This window comes from Hyalangium minutum (genome assembly GCF_000737315.1).
Lineage (GTDB): Bacteria > Myxococcota > Myxococcia > Myxococcales > Myxococcaceae > Hyalangium > Hyalangium minutum.
Genome location: NZ_JMCB01000004.1, coordinates 100538 through 121140, shown reverse-complemented (window position 1 = coordinate 121140; position 20603 = coordinate 100538). Strand labels below are relative to the sequence as shown.

Genomic DNA, 20603 nt, shown 5'->3' with positions numbered 1-20603 from the left:
CCGAGCCCTCCTCCCTCGGGAGTCCCCCTCCTCCCACCGTCCACCCTGGTATCCCGCCACCCTCACCGTGGCGGATTGCCAGAACCCCTCTCCCGCTCGCGGCGGTGGATGGTGGAGACATCGATGCCGAGCAGCTCCGCCGCCCGCGTCTTGTTGCCCCCACAGTGGGCCACCACCCAGGAGATGTACTCGCCCTCGAGCTGGCGCAGGGGCCACACCCCCTCCTGGGCCAGGGCGAGCGGGTGGGCTTCGGGACTCACCGCCGGTGCGTGAAGCCGGAGATCGCCCACCTCCACCATCTCCCGGGGAATGAGCACCACCAGCCGCTCGACCAGGTTCTCCAGCTCGCGCACATTGCCCGGCCACGGCATGGCGCCCAGCGCGGAGACCACCTCGGGCGACAGCGCCGTCACCTTGGAGCGGGGGTTCCTCGCACGGGCCCGCGAGACGAAGTGCTCCACGAGCAGCGGAATGTCCTCGCGCCGCTCGCGCAGGGGCGGAATCCGCAGGGTGACGACGTTGAGGCGGTAGAAGAGATCCGCCCGGAAGCGGCCCTCGCGGACCCGCATCTCCAGGTCCTGGTGGGTGGCCGCGACGATGCGCACCTCCACCTTGCGGCTGGAATCCGCGCCCACCGCGCGCACCTCGCCGTCCTCCAGCACCCGCAGCAGCTTGGCCTGGAGCTCGGAGGGCATGTCGCCGATCTCGTCCAGGAAGAGCGTGCCCTTGTCCGCCTCGACGAAGAGCCCCCGCCGGGGCGTCGTGGCCCCGGTGAAGGCGCCCTTCACGTGGCCGAACAGCTCGCTCTCCAGCAGTGCGTGCGGCAGAGCGGTGCAGTTGACGGCCACGAAGGGCTCGGCGGCCCGAGGCCCCTCCGAGTGCAGCGCCCGCGCCACCAGCTCCTTGCCGCTGCCGCTCTCGCCCCGGAGCAGCACGGGTGCACCCGAGTGGGCCACGGGCTCGATCATCTCGTACAGGCTGCGCATGGCGGCGCTCCGGCCCACCAGCGCCCCGAGTCCGCCCGGCCCCGCGGCCTTGCGCAGCACCCGGTTCTCCGCGCGCAGCCGCCGCTCGTCCAGGGCCCGGCGCAGGTAGATGAGCACCTCCTCCAGCCGAAAGGGCTTGGTGAAGTAGTGCCAGGCGCCCCGCCGCATCGCCTCCACCGCGCTCTCGACGTTCCCGAAGGCCGTCATCAGCAGCACGGGCACCTCGGGGTCCATGGCGCGCACCGCGGCCAGCACGTCGAAGCCGTCCACCTGCTCCATGCGCAGATCGCTCAGGACCGCGTCGAACGGGCGGGCACGCACGAGCCGGATGGCCTCCGAGCCTCCCGTGGCGAGCTCCACTTCATACCCCTCGTCCGTGAGGGGATCCTGAAGCATCCGCCCCATCTCCACGTGGTCGTCGACGACCAGGATGCGTTCCTTAGATGCCATGCTGCTCCTCTGTCACGGCGGGCCCCGCCGCGGGCCAGAGCACGGTGACACACGTGCCACGCCCGGGCTTGCTCTCCAGTTCCACCCGCCCACCATGGTTGCGGACGACGTGCGCGACCACCGTCAAGCCGAGCCCGGTTCCCTGCCCTCGCTTCTTCGTCGTGAAGAAGGGATCAAACACCTGGTTGAGACTCTCCGGCGGAATTCCGCACCCATCGTCCTCGACGGTGACCGGCACGAGCCCCCAGGCGCTCGAGGAGGACGCATCCGGCGCCGCGGCCTTCAGGCGGACACGGCCTCCGGCACTGCACGCATCACACGCATTGAGCGCCAGGTTCACGAGCACCTGCTGGATCTGATCGGGATCAGCGGCGATCGCGGGCACTCCCTCTGGGAGCTCCCACTCGAGGCGGACCTGACGCCGCTCGGCCTCCAGGCGGAGCAGCTCGCTCACGTCGCGCAGCAGCGGCCCGAGCGCCACCGGACGCACCGCCGCGGGCTGGAGCCGCGAGAAGTCGAGCAGCTGGCGGATGGTCCGGCTCACATGATCGATTTGCTCGATGATGACGCCCACACCGGCTGCCTGAGGATGGCCTGAGCCCAGCTTGCCGAGGACATACTCCGCGCGGCCTCGGACCACGCCCAGGGGCGTGCCGATCTCGTGAGCAATGCCCGCGGCGAGTACGCCCACGGTGGCGAACTTCTCGGCGCGCAGGAGCTGGGTCTCCAGGGCGCGGAGGTTGCTGAGATCCTCGACGACGAGGAGCGTGCGCACCTCGGGCTCGCGGGCCTCCAGCGGCACGGCGTGGATGCTGTACTGGCCTTCCTCGCCGAAGAGGGCCAGCGGTTCTCCCAAGAGGCTGCGCACACGGGTCTCACGGGTGGCGGCCTCCACGAGCCCCTGCATCCGGCTCATCACCGGCTCGGGCGCATGGGGGAAGGCCTCGGCCAGGGAGATGCCGACGACACGGGAGGGCATCCGGGAGCGCAGGGCCTGGTTCACAGCGCTGATGCGTCCTTCGGCGGTCAGGGCCAGCACCCCAGTGGGGATGTTGTCGAGGATCTTCTGGGTCTTGTCGTGCAGGTGCGCGAGCCGATCCGCATGCCGGCGGCTCTCGCGCAGGGCTACAGCGCGGCGCTGGGCCACGAAGACGTAGATCCCGAACGCCACCAGGAACAGCGTCACCAGGAGGGCCGCCAGCGACAGACGGAAGATGAGCCCCCGCTCGTGGGAGCGCAGTGTATGGGTGGAGACCAGGGTGGCGGCGGACCAGTGGCTGCCGCCCTTGAGCTGCATGGCGGTGAAGGCGGCGACGGCCTCGGCCCTTCCCAGGCCCAGCCGTTCCGCTTCTTGCTCGCTGATCATCAGCGTGCCGCGCTCGCCACTCTTCATCTTCGAGGCCAGCTCGGCGTACGTGGGGACGAGCCCCTGCTCTGTCTCCAGCCGCCGGTACCAGTCAGCGAGCCCTGCATCACTGGCAGGGCTGGGCCGTCCGTGCGCGCCGATGAGCAGCAGACGTGCCTCGGGATCCGAGGTGACGATCTTGAGCGGAGCGAAGAGGGACTGCGTGTCCACCAGGACGGCGACAGCACCTCGAGGCTGGCCTTCCTCGCTGGGGATCGCGGTGGCGAGGATGCGCAGCCAGCCCCCCTCCGCGCCGACGGCCAGAGGCGGAGAGCTGGTGATGTCCCCTGGGGGCCGCTCAAGCGCCCGGAGCGCAGTCTCCGAGAGGGCGGGGAAGAACTTTCCCTGGACGACCAGGGGGTCGGCACGCCGATCCACCAGCCGGAGCTGCTCGATGCCGGCCGCGTCATAGGAGGCAATGGTCTTGTACTGACCGATGACCTCCAACAGGGCCCTCAGCTCGCGCCGATGATCTTCGGAGGTTCCGGGTTGGGAGAGGAGCTCTCCGGCGAAGAGGAGATCCTCGCTGACGTCCTCCAGTGCCTCGGCCACACCCCGAGCCGCCTCATCGAGCTGGGCCTGACGGTCGCGGGCAAACTGCTGCACCAGCTCGGCGCGGCTGCGCTGGAGGACCATGAGCACGCCTCCTCCCACAGCGGCGAGCGCGGCACAGAGCAGGAGGATGGGGACCAGAGGATGGCGCATGGAGTGGACTGCTCAACGTCCCAAGGGGGGGCCGCCATCCTTAGCAACTTACGAACCTGCGTGACCGCCCACGTGACTCCACCTCAAGGCACGAGAGACCGTGGCAACGTGCCACACCCACCCAGGCATTTTGCCAGGGTCCTGGCGCTTCACCAGGACGGCGGCTCGCCCGCCGGGCTCTCGCGCGAAGCGGCGGCAAACTGCTGGAGGAACCAGTCCCGGGCCAGCCTGGCTACCTGCTCGAGCGTCCCCGGCTCCTCGAAGAGGTGGCTCGCCCCCGGAACCACCTCCAACCGCTTGACGGTGCGCAGCGCATCCAACGCCTCGCGGTTGAGCTCCAGCACCTCCACGTCGTCCCCGCCCACGATGAGCAGCGTGGGCGCCCGCACATGGGGCAGCACGAGGCCCGCCAGGTCTGGCCGGCCTCCCCGAGACACCACGGCACCCATGGACTCGGGCTCACGCGCCGCGGCCACGAGCGCAGCCGCCGCCCCCGTGCTCGACCCGAACAAGCCGATGGACTGTCCTCGCAGCTCCGGCGCCTGCATCAGCCACTGCTTGGCTCCGATGAGCCGCCGCGCCAGCAGTTCGATGTCGAAGCGCAAGTGGCGCGTCCACCGCTCGGATTCCTCCTCGCCCGCCGTCAGCAGATCGATGAGGAGCGTCGCCAACCCCGCACGCTGGAGCACGCTGGCGACGTACCGGTTGCGAGGACTGAACCGGCTACTGCCACTGCCGTGGGCGAACAGCACCACGCCCAAGGCCATCTCCGGCACGCTCAAGGTGCCCTCCAGCCGCACACCGGGCTCCGCCTCGACCTGCACCTCGTGTTCCGTGACACCGCGCTCCGCCATGGTCTGTCCCTCCGCTCTTCAGGCGGGGCAGGCACCTGCCGCACGCCTCTCCCGCTGGGCTCAAGGGGCTTCTGGAGAGGCCCCCGCCCCTCGCTCCTCATGCTCGTGCGCCGCGCGCTCCAGCAGTTCGTACACCTCTTCGTCGGAGGTCTGCATGAAGTCCCCGTACCACTGGCCCACCGCGAAGAAGGGCTCGGGCGTGATGGCGCAGATCACCTCGTCTGCAAGCTCCTGGAGTTCCGCACATGTCTCGGGGGCGCCCACGGGGACGGCGGCCACGAGGCGAGCGGGCGCCCGCTGGCGCAGCGCCATGAGCCCAGCCCGCATGGTGGAGCCGGTGGCCAGCCCGTCATCCACGAGAATCACCGTCTGGCCCTCGATGCGGGGCGGCGGTCTGCTGCCCCGGAAGAGCCGCTCCCTCCGGGCCAGCTCCAGCTCCTCGCGCTCGGTGGCGCGCGCGATGGCCCTCTCGGGGATGTTGAGGCTCTCGACGACGTCCTCGTTGAGGACCCGGACGCCCCCCGTGGCGATGGCCCCCATGGCCAGCTCCTCGTGGCCCGGCGTGCCGAGCTTGCGCACCACGAACACGTCCAGAGGCGCACCGAGCCTCCGCGCGACCTCGAAGCCCACGGGAACGCCGCCACGTGGCAGCGCCAGCACGAGCACATCGCCGCGGCCGGCATAGGCGTGCAGACGCCCAGCGAGAACACGGCCCGCCTCGAAGCGATCTCGAAAACGCACCATGGAAGGTCTCTCCTACGGAAAGAAGTGGGGCGCAGGAGGAGGGGCCACAAGGGCTGTCGTGCCGCGTGCTCCTCGGACAGACCCTCAAGGGCTGGTCGCCAAGGCCTCCCACGGCGCTCCATCCGTTACTTACCCAACGCCCTCCGCCGCCTTTCTTCTCATTACTGCTTGCCGTGGGAACGAACAGGTTGGCGCAATGCCAGGGATGCCCCTCCTTGCCCTCCTGGTCATTCCCTGGGTTGCCGGTGTCATCGCGGCATTGCTGCCCACGAGTGCCCGGAACCGCGCAGCGGGGCTCGCGGGGCTCACCGCGCTGGCGGGCCTCGTGGGCGTGGCGCTCCACTTCCCGAGCGTCCAGGACGGGGGCGTGTGGGCCGAGCGCTTCGCGTGGGTCCCCTCGCTCGGGCTCAGCCTCGTGCTGCGGCTCGACGGCTTCTCGTGGACCTTCTGCGTGCTCGTGCTGGGCATCGGCGCGCTGGTGATGCTGTATGCGCGCTACTACCTCTCACCGTCGGATCCCGTGCCCAGGTTCTTCGCCTTCCTGCTGGCCTTCATGGGGGCGATGCTGGGCGTGGCCCTCTCGGGAAATTTGCTGCAGCTTGCCTTCTTCTGGGAGCTGACGTCCCTCTTCTCGTTCCTGCTCATTGGCTACTGGAACCAGCGGAAGGACGCACAGCGGGGGGCCCGGATGGCGCTCACGGTCACCGGTATGGGCGGCCTGAGCCTCCTCGCGGGGCTGCTGGTGCTCGGGAAGATTGCCGGCAGCTACGAACTGGACACCGTCCTCGGGAGCGCGCAGGCAGTCCAGTCCCATCCCCTCTACCCGGTGGCGCTCTGCCTCATCCTCATCGGCGCGTTCACCAAGAGCGCCCAGTTCCCCTTCCACTTCTGGCTCCCGAACGCGATGGCGGCGCCCACGCCGGTGTCGGCGTATCTGCACTCGGCGACCATGGTGAAGCTGGGCGTGTTCCTGCTGGCGCGGCTGTGGCCGGTGCTGTCTGGGACGGAGCTCTGGTTCTGGCTCACTGGCTCCGCGGGGCTCGTCACGCTGCTGCTCGGCGCGTGGGCGGCGCTGTTCCAGCGCGACCTGAAGGGGCTGCTCGCATACTCCACCATCTCGCACCTGGGGCTGGTGGTGCTGCTGCTCGGGCTCAACAGCCCGCTCGCGGCGGTGGCGGCGGTGTTCCACATCATGAACCACGCGGCCTTCAAGGCGTCGCTGTTCATGGCGGTGGGCATCATCGATCATGAGACGGGGACGCGGGACATCCGGCGGCTGTCGGGGCTCTTCCGCCTGATGCCCATCACCGGCACGCTGGCGCTCGTCGCCACGGCGGCGATGGCGGGTGTTCCCCTGCTCAATGGCTTCCTGTCGAAGGAGATGTTCTTCGCCGAGACCGTCTTCATCGACGCCATTCCCGCAGTCCAGGTGGGCCTGCCCATCGCGGCGACCCTGGCGGGCATGGGGAGCGTCGCCTACTCGCTCCGGTTCGCGGTGCAGGTGTTCTTCGGACCCGCCAGCGAGCGGAACACCCCGCGTGTTCCGGAGGAGCCGCCCAAGTGGATGCGCGTCCCCGTCGAGATCCTGGTCCTCCTGTGCCTGGTGGTGGGCGTCGCTCCCGCGGTGTCGATCGGGCCGATTCTCGAGGCCGCGTCCCGGCCGGTCGTGGGCGGACAGATCCCCCCCTACAGCCTCAAGCTCTGGCATGGGTTCACGCCTCCGCTCCTCATGAGCGCGCTGGCGCTGGGGGGGGGCGTGGTGTTGTACCGGGGGGTCCAGCGGCTGAAGGCGGCACGGGTGGGCCTCGGAGGCCGCTTCGTGGAGCGGTTCGATGGCGCGCGGCTCTTCACGTCACTGCTGGCGTGGCTCACCGCGGCGAGCCGGTGGATCCGCCGCTGGCTCCTCACCGCGGGGCTCCAGCGGCAGTTGATGGCGATGGTGCTGGTCACGCTGCTGGTAGGCGTCGTGGCGCTGTGGGGTGGCATCGGCAAGGGAGATCGCCCGCTGGTACCGCTCTCTCCGGTGTTCACCGCGCTGTGGGTCATCGGAGGCATCGCGGCGGTGGGAGCCGCCTGGCAGGCCAAGTTCCACCGGCTTGCCTCGCTCATGCTCTTGGGGACCGCGGGCGCGGTGAGCTGCATCACGTTCATCTGGTTCTCCGCTCCGGATCTGGCGCTCACCCAGCTCATCGTGGAGGTGGTGACGACGCTGCTCATCCTGCTCGGGCTCAGGTGGCTCCCGGCGCGGGAGCCAGCTCGCGGCGTGTACGATGCGCATACCCGGCGGATCGCCAGAGGCCGGCGAATCCGCGACTTCATCATCGCGGTGAGCAGCGGCTGCGGGATGGCGCTCCTGGCCTATGCGGTGATGACGCGCGAGCTCCCCGAGCGCACCTCCTTCTTCCTCGAGCACTCACTGAGCGGCGGAGGCGGGCGGAACGTGGTGAACGTGATGCTGGTGGACTTCCGCGGGTTCGACACCTTCGGGGAGGGGGTGGTGCTCTCGCTCGTCGCGCTCACGGTCTACGCGCTCCTGCGGCGCTTCCGGCCCGCGTCCGAGGTGATGAAGCTCCCTCCTCAACAGCAGGCGCAGCCGAAGGACGTGCAGACAGATCTGGTGACTCCACGAGAGACGCGCGACACGGCGACGGGTTACCTGACAATCCCAGCGGTGCTGATCCGCTTGCTCCTGCCCGTCTCGGGAGTCGTGGCGGCGTTCTTCTTCCTGCGTGGACACAACGCGCCGGGTGGCGGGTTCGTGGCAGGGCTGGTGATGTCGGTGGGCTTCCTGCTCCAGTACATCGTCTCCGGGACGGAGTGGATCGAGCAGCGGGTGCGCCTCGCGCCGCGCGCGCTGATAGGCATGGGGCTCCTGTTTGTCCTCGGCACGGCCGCGGGGGCGCTCGCCGTCGGGTACCCGCTGCTCACCTCGCACACCTTCCATCTGAGCGTGCCGGTGCTGGGCGAGCTCCACATCGGAAGCGCGCTGTTCTTCGACCTGGGCGTGTTCTGCCTGGTGCTGGGCTCCACGTTGCTCATCCTCGTGGCGCTCGCGCACCAGTCCATCCGCGCTCACCGGGCCTCGGGAGGTAACTGATGGAAGTTGTACTTGCACTCGCGATCGGCATCTTGATCGGCTCGGGCGTCTGGCTCCTGCTGCGGCCCCGCACGTTCCAGCTGGTCGTCGGACTGTCGCTCATCTCCTACGCGGTCAACCTCTTCATCTTCAGCATCGGCGGCCTGGCCATCGACAAGGAGCCCATCCTCGCGGACGGCGTCCCACCGGACCTCGCCCACTACACGGATCCGGTCCCTCAGGCGCTCGTGCTGACAGCCATCGTCATCAGCTTTGCGATGACGGCCCTCCTCCTGGTCATCGTCCTGGCCTCACGCGGGATGACCGGGACTGATCACGTGGACGGCACCGAGGCATGACGGCACTCATCCAAGGCCTGATGCCCCACTTGATGGTGGCCCCCATCCTCCTGCCGATGTTGATCGCGGCGGTGATGGTCCTCATGGGCGAGGGAAGGCGCCCCGCCAAGCTGGTGCTGGGGATGAGCTCCGCGCTCCTGGGGCTCGCCCTCTCGGTGGCACTCTTCGCTTGGGTGGACGCCTACGGCGCGGTGGCCTACCTGCCCGGCAACTGGCCCGCGCCGTTCGGAATCACGCTCGCGGTGGACCGCCTCTCGGCGGGACTGCTGGTGCTGACGTGGATCCTGGGCACCTGCGCGCTCTCCTTCGCCTCCGCGCGCTGGCACCGCGCGGGCGTTCACTTCCACCCGCTCTTTCAACTGCAGCTCATGGGGCTCTCGGGCGCGTTCCTGACGGCCGACGTCTTCAACCTCTTCGTCTTCTTCGAGATCCTGCTCGCCGCCTCGTACGGCCTGTTGCTGCACGGCGCTGGAAAGCCGCGGGTCCGCGCGGGGGTGCACTACGTGGCGGTGAACCTGGCCGCCTCGTCACTGTTCCTCATCGGCGTGTCGATGATCTACGGCGTCACGGGGACGCTGAACATGGCGGAGCTCTCCGCGCGCCTTTCCGAGGGGAACGTAGCCAACAGACACCTCATCGACGCGGGAGCAGCCATCCTCGCGGTGGCGTTCCTGGCCAAGGCGGCGGCCTGGCCGCTCAACTTCTGGCTCGTCCCCGCCTATGCGTCGGCGACTCCGCCCGTGGCAGCGATGTTCGCCGTGCTGACAAAGGTCGGTGTCTACGCACTGATGCGGCTGTGGACGCTGATGTTCGCCGGGGGGCCATTGGCGGGGTTCGGCGCGGACGGCCTGTTCGTGTTCGGAGGGGTCTCCGCGGTGCTCGCGGCCCTGGGGATGATCGCCTCGCAGCGGCTCGCGGTCCAGGCGGCGGCGGGGGTGATGGTCTCCGCCGGGACGCTCCTGGCCGCACTGGGGCTGGGAGAGGAAGCCGTCCTCGGCTCCGCGATGTTCTACCTGGTGAGCTCCACGCTGGCCTCCAGCGCGTTCTTCCTGCTCGTTGACCTTGTCGAGCGGTGGCGCACGGGGTCGACGGCGGTGGACGAGGCGCCCTTCCTGAGCGCAACGCTCGAAGCGCAGGAGGTCAACCTCGACGACGAGGGGGAGCCGCTCGTCGCCCTGCCCTTCCCCGCTTCCACCGCGCTGATGGGCATGGCCTTCGTCGCGTGCACGCTGCTCACCTCGGGCCTGCCTCCCCTTTCCACCTTCATCGGCAAGCTCGGCATGTTGTCGGCGGCGCTTGGGCCGGGCTCCGGGAGCGCGCCTGTCTCCCCCCGTGCATGGCTGTTCACCGGCGTGCTGCTGGGTTGCGGCTTGCTCACCCTCATCGCGCTCACGCGGACAGGGATCCGGACTTTCTGGCCAGAGATGCAGCGCACGCCCCCGCAGGTTCGTGCGCCGGAGGGGTTGCCCCTGGTGGCGCTCCTCGCCGCATGCGGAGTGCTGACGCTCGCAGCGGGGCCCACGATGGAGCTCGCGCGCGCGACGGCGCAATCCCTCTATGACCGCCGGGGGTACATTGACGCGGTTCTCGGAGCAGCGGTACGGCCGCCGGCCACGGTGCGGGAGGACGATCGATGAGGAGGCTCATCCCTTTCCCTGTGCTCTCGGTGGCACTGCTCCTGCTCTGGATTCTGCTCATGCAGTCGGTGAGCGCGGGCACGCTGGTATTGGGCGCCGCCCTGGCGCTGTTCTGGCCCGTGGTCACCGTCCGACTCAGGCCCGCCCCCGTGCGGTTGCGCAAGCCCTTCGTCATGGCACGCCTGTTCTGCCGGGTCGTGCTCGAGATGTTGCGGTCGAACGCAGAGGTGGCCTGGGTGATCCTCACCCAGCGCTCGAGCGCCGTTCGCTCCGGGTTTGTCCAAATCCCGCTCGAGCTGAAGGATCCGAATGGGTTGGCGGTGCTGGCGATGATCGTCACTTTCACGCCGGGCACGGCCTGGGCACAACTGTCGGCGGACAATCGCGTCCTGCTGCTGCACGTGCTCGCCATTCAGAGCGAGGAGGCTTTGGTGGCTTTCATCAAGCAGCGCTACGAGCGCTCGCTCCAGGAGATCTTCGAATGAGCCCTCTCCTCTCCTGGGCGCTGGCCTTCGCCCTGGGCTGTCTTGCCCTCGCGATGATGCTGGCACTGGCACGGATGATTCTCGGACCCCGGGCGGAGGACCGCGTGCTGGCGTTCGACTGCCTGTACCTGAACGTGATGCTGGTCATCCTCGCGCTCGGGCTTATCTACCGCAGCAGTTCCTACTTCGAGGCGGCGCTGTTGATCGCCCTGTTTGGGTTCGTGGGCTCCACGGCAATGTCCAAGTTCCTCCTGCGCGGGGAGATCATCGAATGAACGGATGGACTCCTCTGTGGGTGGATACTCTGACCGCGTTGCTCGTGGTGGTGGGCGCTCTGGCGGCACTGCTCGGCTCGTTCGGGTTGCTGCGTCTGAAGAGCTTCTTTCAGCGCGTGCACGCGCCGACCTTGGGCGCGACCCTGGGAACCTGGGGCTTCGCACTCGCCACGGCGGTGCAGATCTCCTTCGAGCACAGCCAGCTCTATCTTCATGCGCTGCTCATCGCGGTGTTCATTGCTCTCACCGCGCCGATCACCACCCTCTTTCTGATGCGGGCTGCGGTGTTCCGAGCCCGCATGCGTGGCGAGAAGATTCTGGTACCTGGAGCGGACGAGCCGCCCCGGCCTGAGTAGGAAGTCGCACACGCAACCTGCGGGCTCATCGCGACACGTTGGGCACCACCTCCCTGCCCGCAACGTGGACGCAACGGGATCCGCGCTGGTAGCGTCGAGGGTCCTTCACGGGAGGGACTCATGGGTTGGCTCCGGGCGGGAGTGCTCGTACTTTCAGTCATGGCAACAACCGGCTGCCCCTCTGAATTCGGCAAGGACGGCCGCATTGCCAAGGCTGCCCACAAGGACGCGCAGGAACAGGTCATCATCATCAGGAGATGCGCGGACCAGGAACGCAAGCGGGTCTGCGCGCGTGGCAAGGAGCACTCGAAGGAGTGTCTTGAGTGCGGAGGGCCGCCGTAGGTGCGGACGAGGAGCTGGCGCAAGTGGGTAGCTGTCTTCGTGGGAGTGCTGCTGCCTCTGCCCCTGCTGGTGCTGCTGTGGGGGCTGCTGAAGCCAGAGGTGCCGACGGATGCGCCCCCTGGGGTGCGCGCCAGCCCCATCCTCACCCACGACCAGCGTATGCGCTTGACGACGTACGGGCGGCCCTGTGGTCCGGGCCAGGAGAAGTGTGAGCCGCCGCTGGGCTGCTTTTCCGATTACCGCTACCCACGGACCACCTGCATTGACAGCGAGTGCCTGACGGATGAGCAGTGCCTGGAAGGCGAGGTCTGTCGCCGCATTGCCACCTGGGGAGACGGACCCCAGGTTCGCCGCTGTGTCCCCGTGGGTCCGCGCCAGGAAGGGGACGGCTGCGTCACGCTTCCATGGGACAAAGCGAATGCCTGCGCTCCTGAATGGCTGTGCAGCGGCCGTGAAGAGGAGTGGTGTGCCCGACCTTGCCGCATGGACGACAACAAGGGCTGTCCCGAGGGCTTCTTCTGCGCCGACACCGTTCCCCAGTTCGCCTGCCTGCCTACGTGCATGACTCGCGGATGCCCCTCGGGTCAGCAGTGCATCCAGTTCAGTGAAGGTGTTTCCGTGTGCGCGCAGGTGTATGGCCCCCAGTGCCAGCAGACTCCCTGCCCTGATGGTCGCCAATGCAAAGTGGACTACGCCCCTCCGCATCCAGGCAAGGTGTGGATGGAGTGTGTCGAGGAGTGTGGCGATGGCTTGCCGCCCTGCGGCGCTGGGAAGGTCTGCGACGGCTATCACTGCATGCCAGACTGCGATCCTCATGCCCCCGATGTATGCGGAGACGGCTATCACTGTAGCCGCCGTTGGGAGGACAAGCCCTACTCATGCCAGCCCCTTTTCTGGGATGAGACGATGGCTCAGTGAGCGTATGGAAGGGCGCACTCCCTCGCCAATGCTCACCACGGGCCAGCCGCTCGATCTCGGAGCCGTGCATGCTGCACTGGCTTGGACGCCGGGACCTGGGCCGGGAGGCGATAGGAGACCTCTTGAACAGGGCACGCTGCGAGAGCGCATCCTTCTCGTTGCCCCCGGAAAACCGTGTGGTATAGAGCCGCCCGTGGAGCCGGTTTCAGGGCTCCACCCGGTACGCAGTCCGTACCAGTTGCATGGCGCATGCAGGAGCAGTAGTAAGGGCGCCCACATCACGGCCAGGTAGCTCATCTGGTTAGAGCGGCGGTCTCATAATCCGCAGGTAGTCGGTTCAAGTCCGACCCTGGCCACAAGCCCCGGAGTCACTTTCTTGAGTGATTCCGGGGCTTTTCTTTGTCCGACCCTTGCGACTCGCTGCGTTCCGGTCACCACTCAGCGGGGAGTCGGCGTTCGCCACAGCTGACTGGTCAGCTGTGACGACCAACCAGGGCCCTCCTGCGGAGGAGAGGCCCCCACTGACTCCCACCTTTATATGGTGCTCCCTCCGCAGCGTGAGATTCCTGGCGGCTACGGCGGATCCGCTGCGGGCTGGGGCCGCGTGGAAGCGGGCACCGGCGCGTAACAGGCTCCCTGCCACACGTAGTTGTCCTCTGCGCAGGGGGGCTTGGCATCGTTGAGCCGGTACCAACACCCACCCCTGAGTTCCGTCTGTCCGTTCTTGTTGCACGGTGGCTTGCGCTGCCCTGGCAGCGGCTTCTCGGGCAGCGGCTGGGTCACGGTGGCAGTGCTCTCTTCCCGCTCCTTCCGAGCGCACGTCTCGCAAGGCACGTGGAGTCGGCGATCCCCCACCGCCACAGCCGCCCCCTCCGCAGCCACGCCCTCGAGCAACTCGTGGGCACGGTTCAGCGCCGCGCCCACCATGAGCAGGAGGAGCACCGCCACCGCCGCAGCTGCGCCCTCCACACCCCATGTCCACGTGAACTCGACAGGGCGGACCTGCACCGCAGCACTTGCGGCCCGAACCCGTTCCTCCGCCCTCCGCCGCGCGAGCTCCGCTCTCTCTGCCTCCCGCTCCTCTGCCCACTTCACCGCCTCCGGTGACCGCCAGCCCGGGCCACGCCCCAAGCTCCAGCGGAACAACGGCGTGTCTCTCTCGGGGGGAATGCTCTCTCGGGCCCGCTCCGCTGCCTGGGCGGCCTCCTGCGCCACACCTTGAAATCGCTCCTCGGGAGCCACCGCCAACAGCCGGAGAATCAGCCTGTCCAGCTCAGAGCCCACCTGCGGATTGAGCGCACTCGGCGGACGCGGCCCACCCCCTCCCTCTCGCCACACCTCCGAGCCGGGCACCGACGGGTTCGTCAACGGCGGGTACTGGTCCGTCACCAGCCGGTACGCCATCACTCCCAAGGCAAACAGGTCGTCGCACGTGCTGGCCGGGTAGTGCACGGTGGGGTGCCGCCGGAATGCACTCAGGAATGCCCACGCCTCGGGGCTGCGGTAGGCCGGCGTCCCCGGGGGCAACAGCTTCGACGTCAACGTCTCCGCTCCCCGGTAGTCCCCCGCGCCAAAGTCCGTGAGGATCGCCTGACCGTCCGCGCGCCTCACCAGCACGTTCGCGCCCTTCACATCCCGGTGAAGGCCCCCGGCCGCATGCGTGTCCGCCAGGGCTCGCGCTACCTGCGCCACCAGTCCCAGCACCTGCCGCTGCGAGGGGTTTCGCCGCGCGGCCCACTCATACAGCGGCTCGCCGTCGATCCAGTCCATGACGAGATAGGGATGGCGGCCCGAAGCGAACTCCCACACGCCCTGATCATGGAGCCGCGGAACGAACGGGCTGCGGATGCGCGAGAGCAGCTTCGCCTCGCGCTCGAAGCGCTCATCTCCCGGGTACACCGCCAGCTTGAGCGCGAACGGTCCCTCGTCTTCGCGCCCCACCCGCTCCACCTGATACGTGGTGCCGTAGGCCCCCAGCCCTCCGAAGCCCACTACCCGCCACGGGCCCACCTGCATCCCCACTGGCAAGCAGCGCGGGTTCTCTTCCAGCAAGGGCTCTCGCTTCCCCATGGGTGGGCTCCAGTGCAGGGCGGACATCCGCTCCTCAGCACCCTACCCTACCTCATGGGTCTCCCGCTCGCTTCCTACGGAACGACAGCCCGATCTGACGTGGGCTGGGCCTCGATGCCGAGCGCCTCGTGCGCGAAGCGGAACATGCGCTCCTGGAGCTGCTTGAGGATCTCGATCGGATGCCGCCCGGCCCGATCCGCCGCGTCCTCCAGCTTCTCCTTGCACCGCAGGTCCAGGCAGAGGTGCACCCCCACCCGGCGCTTGCTGTTCACGTCCGTGGTCAACAGCCCCACCTCGCTCGACGAGCCGTAGCTGTGGCACCACTCGCAGATGCGTGACGTGCCCACCCCACTGTCCTGCGACTCCCTCCGGAAGATGATGCCAATCGGCTTGCGGCTGACCGGCGCGGCGAACACCAGGTACACCCGTGCCCCCGACGTCTCCGTCCACGCCAGGTAGTCGCGCACGAAGAGCGGGAACATCACGTTCTCGGGCATCTCGATCACCCGGCGATCCCGCGGGCGAAAGGCCTCGATGAGGGCCCGATCTGTCTCGAGTCGGAACACAGCTACTCCTTGGGTGAAGTTCTGTGCCTAACAAGCAGCCCCGTCCGGATCCACCCGAACCGAGCAGGCAACCCTGCCACCGCTCAGCCCCGCTCCGAGTAGACCCAGTTCTCCACCCCACGCCCTGGCACGAGCTCGTCCCGCCGCACCGTCTCGTGCCCTGTCGTCTTGCCCAGCTCCATCAGCGACTTGAAGCGCAGCAGATCATCGTCCATCTGCCTCTTCGGATCCGCCCCCAGCAGCCGCGCGAACGCGTGCCCGATGGCTCCCGCCGGTGGGTTGTACGACAGCCGGATGTCCAGCCGCGTCCGCCCGTTCCCCACATCTTCGAAGCGGATGCAGCCCGCGTTCTCCACCATCGCCCCCTCCACGCTCTTCCACTCGAGCAGCTTCCCGGGCTCGATACGTGTCGTCACCGCGTCCCACTCGAAGAGAATGCCCGCCGGCCCGCGCACCTTCCAGCTCGAGCGGCCCTCTTTGTGCAGCCGCACCTCCTCCACGTGCCGCATGAAGCGCGGGAAGTTGTGCATGGCCTGCCAGAACGCGAACACCTCATTCACCGGCGCGCTCACGGTGATGTCCTTATGAAGCGTCAGCGCCTGCGGCCCTACCCCCACCCCCGTCAGCCGCCGCAGTTCCACGTTCGTCACGCTGCGCACTCCCAGCAGCAAGCTCACCCCGCCCAGCCCCCACCGCACCACGCCTCGACTCGAGAGCCCATACGCCAGCAGCCCCAGGCTCCCCAGCCCCACCAGGAACCGCGCCGACGGAGACCAGCTCCGCTGCATCAACTCCGGCCGCACCCCCGGGCGCTCGATGCCCCCTTGAAGCTTCGGATGGTTCCCCGCCTCCGGATGCGGCTCCAGGTCATCGTCGATCTCCTGGACCCCGCGCACATGGCGGACCTGCGCGAGCACCTGCTTCACCTCGCTGGCCAGCACCAGCCCCTTCAGCTCCACCCGCCCTTGCCGGCAGGAGACCTGGATCGACCCCGGATGCGAGCACACCCGCCCGAGCGCCGAGCGCACGCGCGCCTCCAGCGTCACGTCGTCCACGTCCTCCTCGTGGAACCGGCTGCGCAGCTTGAACGCGAGCCCTCGCGCCCGGTGCGCCATGTCCCGCCCCACCACCTCCAACGCATCCCCCACGCTCAGCATCAGGTGCCACGCCTTCTCCCGGACGTGCGCCCGGCGGGCCCTCCCGCTGCGTGGATCCGCCCAGTACATCACCGCCGCTCCGAGCCCCGCGCCGCCGAGTACCCACCGTGCTCTGGTCATCACCTGGCCTCCCTTTGTGTTCGCCTCCTCAACGTGAAGGCGACGCTGCCCCTGAGCAGCAACCGAGCAAGGAACTCCTTCACCGTCTGCCTCGCGTTGACCCGGCGACAGTCCCACTGCACCGGCCTCGCGGGATGGACACCTTGAAGGCTCGAACCCAGGGCGAGGCGTGGGCCTCACGCCCGAGCGCTCGCCCGTGCTGATGAGGGACCATGCCTGTCGAGATTCCGCCACCGCCGAAAGCGCCCGTGAAGGAGCCCATCCCCGAAGTTCCTCAGCGAGAGCCTCCTCCCGAGAAAGCACCCGAAGGAGACCCTCCCGCCAAACAGCCTCCAGAGAAGGATCCGCCGCCTCGGGGGCCCGAGCCGGGCAAGCCCGTTCCTGGGATTCAGGATCCGCCGGTCCCCGACCAGCCCCCCGGCAAGCCGGACATCATCGCTTGACCGGCTGCCCTCCAGGGCACCGGGAGAGCCCTCATTCCACCCCTCCTGCCTCGCTGAACCCGCGGAGAGGGCCATTTTGAGGAGGCCAAGCACGGGAGGGGTATGGGCGCCACAAAACTGCGCGAGTCGGTCGTCGTCATCACAGGAGCTTCCAGCGCCATTGGCCGAGCCACGGCGCTTCGGTTCGCCCGCAAGGGCGCCACCGTGGTCCTCACCGCGCGCAGCGAGTCCGCGCTGCGCCAGCTGGCCTCCGAATGTGAGCGGCTGGGCGCGCGGACCCTGGTGCTCCCCGCCGACGTCACGGACGAGGCCTCCTCGCATGAGCTCGCACAGCTCGCGGCGGGGGCCTTCCAGCGCATCGACGTCTGGGTGAACAACGCGGAGGAGTCCCTCTTCGTCGGCCTCCAGGACACGCCGCCCGACGCCTTCCGCCAGCGCGTCGAGACGCACCTCGTCGGCTACCTCCAGGGGGCTCGCGCCGCCCTGCCCACTTTCCACCAGCAGGGCCACGGCGTGCTGATCAATGTCTCCTCCGTCTTCGGCACCCTGGGCGCGCCGTACCAGAACGCCTATGCGACTTCGAAGTACGCCCTGCGCGGGCTCTCCGAGACGCTGCGCCAAGAGGGCCGGGACGCTCTCGTCCGCGTCGTCACCGTGCTCCCCGCGACGCTCACCACGCCGCTCCTCCACCAGGGCGCCTCCGCCACCCACAAGCGCGTGAAGCCGCTCGAGCCCCTCTACGCCGCCGATCGCATTGCCCGCGCCATCGTCCGGAGCGCCCGCCATCCCAAGCGCGAGGTCTACGTCAACGGCGCGGCCCCGCGCCCTCGGCTCCTGAGCACCCTGATCCGGCGTCCGCTCCGCCCGGCCGCACCCGCCTCGAGCCAGCCGCTCGCGCCCACCCCCTCCGCCGCCCTGAGCGCCCCCTGGCGTCACTCGACGCCTCTGCGCACGGGGCTGCTGCTCGGACTGCTCGCCGTGCCCGTGCTGCTGGGTTGGCGGTGGCTGGCACACAGCCGTGGGTACTTTTTTTGACGGAAGGCCCTGGCGACCTCCTAATGCCTCCCCACAGGCCAGTAGCGGCCTGTAGCAGCCCGTCAGGCAGGAGGCCCCCGATGCAGGATGGCAACATCAGCCCGTTGAGCGCCGACACCGTGTCGGCTCCGGTCGACACCGGCGAGCGCCGCGCCGGTCCCGAGGCCGAAGTCGTATCCACCCACGTCCTCGTCGCCGAAGAGCAGGTGCAGAAGCTCCGCGAGCTGTCCCGGCGCTCGCGCATCGCCCAGAGCGAGTACCTCCGCGAGGCGGTGGAGGATCTGCTCTCCAAGTACGGCCGCGGGGGCACGCCGTGACGACGGCCACCGTGCAGGACACGCGCCACATCCGCGACGCGCTGCCCGTGGATTTCCTCCGGGAGCTGCAGAACACGCGTCCCTCGCAGCCCGCGCCACGCAAGGAGGCCGCCTCCTCCATCAAGGGCGCCATCATCCGCTGGCTCAACGAGGAGCTGTAGTCCCGAGCCCGGAAGCGGCGGGCCTCACGCCATGGGCGCCGAGGCCTCGCCTTCCTTGTCCAGCTTGTTGGCGATGTCCTTGAAGGACAGGTGCCCCAGGGACAGCAGGAGCAGGCCGAAGCCCACCTGCTGCACCGTCTGGCACAGCCACACCACGTTCGCGTAGGCCAGCCCGCTCGCGTTCACCACCGTGGCGGGCAAGAAGAGGCCGAGGCCCACCTTGGTCGCCGCCTGGAAGGTGCCCATCATCCCGGGCGCCGCCGGGATCATCAGCCCCACCACCAGCACCGTCATCACCACGTAGCCCTGGAAGAGCGTCAGGCTCATGGGCTGGCACGCGGCGTCGGTGACGCCCACGCAGCCGAAGGCCCGCGCCACCAGCGCCATGCCCGCGCCGTTCAGCCCCCAGTACGTCAGGGTAAGGGCGAAGAAGAGCGCGAGCTGCCCCGGCCCCGGAAGCTGGCGCATCGCCCCCACGAAGCCGTCGACGACGTCCGCCATCTTGTGGGCCAGTCCTGGCGACACCCGCCCCACCGTGATGCGCACCAGGTGCACCGCGCGGTCATGCTGCCAACGTGCGAAGAGCAGGAACGCCAGCCCACCGCCGAACACGGCGAACATCAGCGTGGAGCCCAGCTTCACGTAGCGCACCTGCGCCGTCTCCTCGGGGATGAAGAAGAGCAGCACGCGCAGCAGCGTGGCCACCAGGAGCCCGTCCGTGATGCGCTCCAGCACCACGGATGTCATCGCCGCGCTGCGGCGGATGGAGCTGCGCTGGGCGATGAGGAAGGGCCGGGCGAACTCGCCCAGGCGGAACGGCAGCACGAGCAACATCATGAAGCCGATGCCCGAGGCCTCGTTGAGCGGCCGGAACGGCACCTTCTGGATGCCCGACAGCAGGCACCCCCACCGCACCGTGCGGCAGATGTGGATCAACGTGAGGATGCCGAAGTACGGCACCACGTAGAGATAGTTGGCCGAGCGCAGGCTGGCCCACTGGGCCCTCCAGTCGGTCTCCCGGAACGCCCACCAGGTAAACAGCAGGGTGACCAGCACACTGGCCACGAGCTTCAGAGCACGCTTCACAGCGGGCGGGTATACCGTCACTCCCCCTCGGACTCCAGGGCTTCACCGGCCAGCAGACGTGCAGGGTGGTCCCTCATGAGGCGGCCGAAGGCCTGCTCCCCTGCCCTCGCGCGCAGCTCCGTGAACGCCCGGCCCAGCCAATCCCTCGCCCCCACGGGCGAGTGCAGGTCCGTGGCGCCCAGCCCGTACAGCCCCTGCTCCAGGAACTCGCGCGCCAGCTTCTTCGCCGTCCCCCCGTAGCGCCCGGTGAGCGCCCCCACGTCCAGCTGCAGCAGCGCGCCGCACCGCACCGCCTCCGCCGCGCGGCCCTTGCGCTCGAACTCCAGGCAGCGCTCCGGGTGGGCAAGCACAGGCGTCACCCCCTGGGTCCGGATGCGGAAGAGGATGTCCAGCAGCGCTGGCACGGGCGTGGTGTACGGCAGCTCCACCAGCACGTACCGGCCCTCTCCCAGCATGCGCGCCGCCGGAGTGCCCAGGCTCCGAAGGAAGGCCTCGTCCAGCACGTTCTCCGCGTTGCGCCCGAGCGTCAGCGGAATCCCCTCGCGCGCCAGGGCCGCGCGCAGCTCGGAGCGCCGCTGGTCCACGAGCTCGGCCGGTGCGTACTCGGGCCGCGCGTGGGGACTCGGGGCCACCGTGGAGAAGCCCAGGTCCACCAGCGCCCGCGCCATCTCCAGGCTGTCCTCGAACGTCCTCGCCCCGTCATCCACGCCCGGCAGCAGGTGGCAGTGCAGATCCACCCACCCGCTCACGCGTCGCTCCCCCGCTCGGGGTGGTCGGGCGGCAGCTCATCCTCCCGCTCGTCCCCCCGCTGCTCGGGCATGCGGTACTCCTCGCCCAGCCAGCGGCCCAGGTCCACCGCCCGGCACCTCCGGGAGCAGAACGGATAGGAAGGGTTCTCCGCGCGCGGAGCCACGGGCTTCTGGCAGATGGGACATTGAGGGGACGGCATGGGGATCTCCCTGTCTCAATAAGCCCTGCGGCCCTCCACGGCCAGCACCGAGCGAGGCCTCCCGCGCCCACACCCACAGCGCATTATTGCAACAATTGTGCACGCAT

The 20603-nt window shown here is 68.9% G+C and carries 20 protein-coding genes and 1 tRNA gene; 11 read left to right on the top strand and 10 right to left on the bottom strand.

Translation table 11 applies throughout. The annotated features are described in order from the left end of the window. Nucleotides 1-62: 62 nt before the first annotated feature. The 4 genes from DB31_RS11965 to DB31_RS11950 form a co-directional block, all read right to left on the bottom strand. Nucleotides 63-1436: a sigma-54-dependent transcriptional regulator gene (locus tag DB31_RS11965; protein WP_044186562.1), complete on the bottom strand. Its 1374-nt coding sequence runs from the start codon at nt 1434-1436 to the stop codon at nt 63-65. Further along, nucleotides 1426-3546 (bottom strand): ATP-binding protein, encoded by a 2121-nt coding sequence (locus DB31_RS11960; protein WP_044186561.1) that lies wholly within the window; start codon nt 3544-3546, stop codon nt 1426-1428. The genes DB31_RS11965 and DB31_RS11960 overlap by 11 nt, the downstream gene beginning before the upstream one ends. A gap of 149 nt (nt 3547-3695) precedes the next feature. Next, entirely contained in the window at nt 3696-4400 is a 705-nt protein-coding gene (locus DB31_RS11955) for a dienelactone hydrolase family protein (protein ID WP_044186559.1), read from the bottom strand. Between the two features lie 60 nt (nt 4401-4460). Next, entirely contained in the window at nt 4461-5144 is a 684-nt protein-coding gene (locus DB31_RS11950; RefSeq protein ID WP_044186558.1) for a phosphoribosyltransferase, read from the bottom strand. Nucleotides 5145-5349: 205 nt separating this feature from the next. On the opposite strand from DB31_RS11950, the gene DB31_RS11945 reads away from it, so the two are divergent. From DB31_RS11945 to DB31_RS11905, 7 genes are all read left to right on the top strand, one after another. Next, nucleotides 5350-8241, top strand: coding sequence for a monovalent cation/H+ antiporter subunit A (locus DB31_RS11945; RefSeq protein WP_044186556.1), 2892 nt, complete (start codon nt 5350-5352; stop codon nt 8239-8241). Next, nucleotides 8241-8579: a Na+/H+ antiporter subunit C gene (locus DB31_RS11940; RefSeq protein WP_044186554.1), complete on the top strand. Its 339-nt coding sequence runs from the start codon at nt 8241-8243 to the stop codon at nt 8577-8579. Before DB31_RS11945 ends, DB31_RS11940 begins: the two co-directional genes overlap by 1 nt. Further along, complete coding sequence (locus DB31_RS11935; RefSeq protein WP_044186553.1) at nt 8576-10216, top strand: monovalent cation/H+ antiporter subunit D; 1641 nt, start codon at nt 8576-8578, stop codon at nt 10214-10216. The genes DB31_RS11940 and DB31_RS11935 overlap by 4 nt, the downstream gene beginning before the upstream one ends. After that, nucleotides 10213-10701 carry a Na+/H+ antiporter subunit E gene (locus tag DB31_RS11930; RefSeq protein WP_044186552.1) on the top strand — a complete coding sequence of 163 codons (489 nt, stop codon included), beginning with the start codon at nt 10213-10215 and terminating at the stop codon, nt 10699-10701. The genes DB31_RS11935 and DB31_RS11930 overlap by 4 nt, the downstream gene beginning before the upstream one ends. Beyond that, a complete protein-coding gene (locus DB31_RS11925) occupies nt 10698-10976 on the top strand; it encodes a K+/H+ antiporter subunit F (protein WP_044186550.1) in 279 nt (92 codons plus the stop codon). The genes DB31_RS11930 and DB31_RS11925 overlap by 4 nt, the downstream gene beginning before the upstream one ends. A gap of 20 nt (nt 10977-10996) precedes the next feature. After that, nucleotides 10997-11332 (top strand): monovalent cation/H(+) antiporter subunit G, encoded by a 336-nt coding sequence (gene mnhG / locus DB31_RS11920; RefSeq protein WP_240486654.1) that lies wholly within the window; start codon nt 10997-10999, stop codon nt 11330-11332. 1542 nt (nt 11333-12874) lie between these two features. After that, a tRNA-Ile gene (locus tag DB31_RS11905) sits at nt 12875-12948 on the top strand. Between the two features lie 217 nt (nt 12949-13165). Here DB31_RS11905 and DB31_RS11900 read toward each other — a convergent pair. The 3 genes from DB31_RS11900 to DB31_RS11890 form a co-directional block, all read right to left on the bottom strand. Further along, nucleotides 13166-14662 carry a serine/threonine-protein kinase gene (locus DB31_RS11900; RefSeq protein WP_044187169.1) on the bottom strand — a complete coding sequence of 499 codons (1497 nt, stop codon included), beginning with the start codon at nt 14660-14662 and terminating at the stop codon, nt 13166-13168. A 74-nt stretch (nt 14663-14736) separates the two neighbouring features. After that, nucleotides 14737-15228, bottom strand: a complete 492-nt coding sequence (locus tag DB31_RS11895) for an FBP domain-containing protein (RefSeq protein WP_044186542.1) — start codon at nt 15226-15228, stop codon at nt 14737-14739. An 83-nt stretch (nt 15229-15311) separates the two neighbouring features. Next, the gene (locus DB31_RS11890) at nt 15312-16505 is read right to left on the bottom strand and encodes an SRPBCC family protein (protein WP_044186540.1); all 1194 of its coding nucleotides are present in this window, start codon (nt 16503-16505) and stop codon (nt 15312-15314) included. Between the two features lie 212 nt (nt 16506-16717). Here DB31_RS11890 and DB31_RS11885 point away from each other — a divergent pair, with 212 nt between their 5' ends. From DB31_RS11885 to DB31_RS48735, 4 genes are all read left to right on the top strand, one after another. Beyond that, the gene (locus tag DB31_RS11885) at nt 16718-16948 is read left to right on the top strand and encodes a hypothetical protein (RefSeq protein WP_044186537.1); all 231 of its coding nucleotides are present in this window, start codon (nt 16718-16720) and stop codon (nt 16946-16948) included. A gap of 102 nt (nt 16949-17050) precedes the next feature. Beyond that, nucleotides 17051-17983 carry an SDR family NAD(P)-dependent oxidoreductase gene (locus DB31_RS11880; RefSeq protein ID WP_052419899.1) on the top strand — a complete coding sequence of 311 codons (933 nt, stop codon included), beginning with the start codon at nt 17051-17053 and terminating at the stop codon, nt 17981-17983. 80 nt (nt 17984-18063) lie between these two features. Then, entirely contained in the window at nt 18064-18300 is a 237-nt protein-coding gene (locus DB31_RS11875; RefSeq protein ID WP_044186534.1) for a ribbon-helix-helix domain-containing protein, read from the top strand. Further along, entirely contained in the window at nt 18297-18461 is a 165-nt protein-coding gene (locus DB31_RS48735; protein ID WP_157231941.1) for a hypothetical protein, read from the top strand. The genes DB31_RS11875 and DB31_RS48735 overlap by 4 nt, the downstream gene beginning before the upstream one ends. 24 nt (nt 18462-18485) lie before the next feature. On the opposite strand, the gene DB31_RS11870 is transcribed toward DB31_RS48735, so the two are convergent. The 3 genes from DB31_RS11870 to DB31_RS11860 are packed head-to-tail and all read right to left on the bottom strand — an operon-like array spanning nt 18486 to nt 20496. Further along, nucleotides 18486-19547, bottom strand: coding sequence for a lysylphosphatidylglycerol synthase transmembrane domain-containing protein (locus tag DB31_RS11870; RefSeq protein WP_044186531.1), 1062 nt, complete (start codon nt 19545-19547; stop codon nt 18486-18488). A 17-nt stretch (nt 19548-19564) separates the two neighbouring features. Continuing rightward, nucleotides 19565-20296: a tyrosine-protein phosphatase gene (locus DB31_RS11865; RefSeq protein ID WP_044186527.1), complete on the bottom strand. Its 732-nt coding sequence runs from the start codon at nt 20294-20296 to the stop codon at nt 19565-19567. Next, the gene (locus DB31_RS11860) at nt 20293-20496 is read right to left on the bottom strand and encodes a DNA gyrase inhibitor YacG (RefSeq protein ID WP_044186525.1); all 204 of its coding nucleotides are present in this window, start codon (nt 20494-20496) and stop codon (nt 20293-20295) included. Before DB31_RS11860 ends, DB31_RS11865 begins: the two co-directional genes overlap by 4 nt. Between the last annotated feature and the right edge of the window lie 107 nt (nt 20497-20603).